The organism is Pseudomonas sp. P4_C3 (assembly GCF_056402075.1).
The window spans coordinates 1-1,848 of record NZ_JBFUIC010000546.1 but is presented as its reverse complement, the minus strand read 5'-3'; the positions used below and the strand labels follow the sequence as shown (position 1 = coordinate 1,848).

At 52.1% G+C, this 1,848-nt stretch carries 2 protein-coding genes; both read right to left on the bottom strand.

Going from position 1 to position 1,848, the window contains the following annotated elements:
• Window positions 1-865: aldehyde dehydrogenase family protein (locus AC1DVH_RS30435; protein WP_477756918.1), on the bottom strand; the 865-nt coding region annotated here is incomplete at its 3' end.
• Between the two features lie 2 nt (window positions 866-867).
• The coding region (locus tag AC1DVH_RS30430) for a homoserine dehydrogenase (RefSeq protein WP_477756917.1) at window positions 868-1,848 on the bottom strand (981 nt) is incomplete at its 5' end.

Sequence of the window (1,848 nt, the reverse complement as noted above, 5' to 3'; positions counted from 1 at the left end):
TTGTCTCTTCAACAAGAATTCGTTGGGTACCGATACAATTTTGCCCGGCAGCCCAAAAAGCGCCTGATACACAGGACTCAACGGCTTCATTCAGATCACAATCGCCCATGACGATAACCGGGGCATTGCCCCCCAAATCCATCGCCAGTTTTTTAAGGCCTGCATTGCGAGAGATCTGCTCACCGGTAACAAAACCGCCCGTGAAGGAAACCATACGTACCGCTCTATGAGCGACCAGTGCCTTGCCCAGCGCAGCCCCCCCAGTTGCAATGGACACGATCGCAGGAGGGAGACCCGCAGCGTTCAGGCAGGCCACCAGCTTAATGGCAGATAACGGAGAGAGCTCAGAGGGTTTGAGTACAACAGCATTACCGCCAGCGATCGCAGGCCCCAACTTGTGAGCGACCAAGTTGAGTGGGTCGTTGTATGGGGTAATTGCAACAATTACACCCAAAGGCTCCCGAGTAAACCATCCCTGACGGGACTCAGATCCTACATAGGAGTCAAACGGAATCACTTCGCCAGCATTACGCTTGGCCTCCTCAGCGGACAGTTTCAGCGTATTGACGCAGCGTAAAACCTCCTTTCTCGCCTGCTTGATCGTTTTTCCCGACTCGGCAACAATCAGACTGGCAAACGCCTCCTTGTCGCTCTCGACCAAAGCAGCGGTTTTTTCCAGTATGCGAGCACGTTCGTGCCTTGGAAGTTCTTTGGCAATCAGCGCACCAAGCTTCGCCGTATCAATGATCGCAGTGGCAAATGAAGCGGGTATGTCCGTCACCTCTCCAACTGCAGCGCCATCATACGGACTCAAAACTGTTATGGCTTTATAATCAACAGCGAGCGAAAGACTCAAGCTATTCATGATCACTTACCTATCTTAGTTTTGTTCTTGTGAATGCTGACGATATCCGAGAGTAAGGCGAATGCTGTTTCAAACCGACCTGCACCCGCTCCGACAACCGTTACCGGACCCAGAACATTTGTATTAAATGTAATTGCATTCGTTGCACCACTCACACCGGCCAGTGCGTCCCCCTGAGGCAACAATTGAGGACTAACAGATGCAGTGATGGAGCCATTGCTCATTTTTTCCGCGCTGCCAATTAGTTTCCACCGGGCATTGGCTTTCGTTGCTTCGGCGATATCTTTTGACGTGATCCCCGAGATGCCTTTGCAAAGGACATCGCTCGGAGTCAACTTCGCCCCCAGAAGCTCATTCGCCAAAATGACTACTTTAAGACGAACATCATGCCCTTCCACGTCTGCGGTGGGGTCAGCTTCTGCGTAACCGAGTTCCTGAGCCTTGGCGACTGCATCAGAGAAGTCGAGACCTTCTTCCATGCTAGAAAGTACGAAATTGGACGTACCATTCAAGATGCCCTTAAACCCGCTGATTTCCGAGCCGGCCAGCGACTCTTTAGCCAGACGAATGACGGGGGTGCCGCTCATTACCGAGCCTTCAAACTCGAATTGGGCACCGGTGCTTCTGGCCAATGCTTTCAAGCTTTCAGCGTGCAACGCCACCGGCCCTTTGTTGGTGGTGACCACACTGATACCTTTTTCCAGAGCCCAGCGACAGAACGTCGTAGCTGGCTCTCCGTCTACAGGGTTGGTGAACGTCGCCTCGGCGATAAGATCGGCCCCCGAGAAACGGATAACCGTCTCATTGGCAGGCTCAGCACTGCCCGCTGGCAATGTTCTAAACCCCCCTTTTACAGCAGGAACTGCGGCCAATTCGTGGGCATCCAACCCGTTCTTGTTGATGATGGAGCCAAAGTAAAGATCACTGACACCAACAATTTTTAGCTTAAAACCAAATTCATTAGCCCAGTGCTCATTCTTATC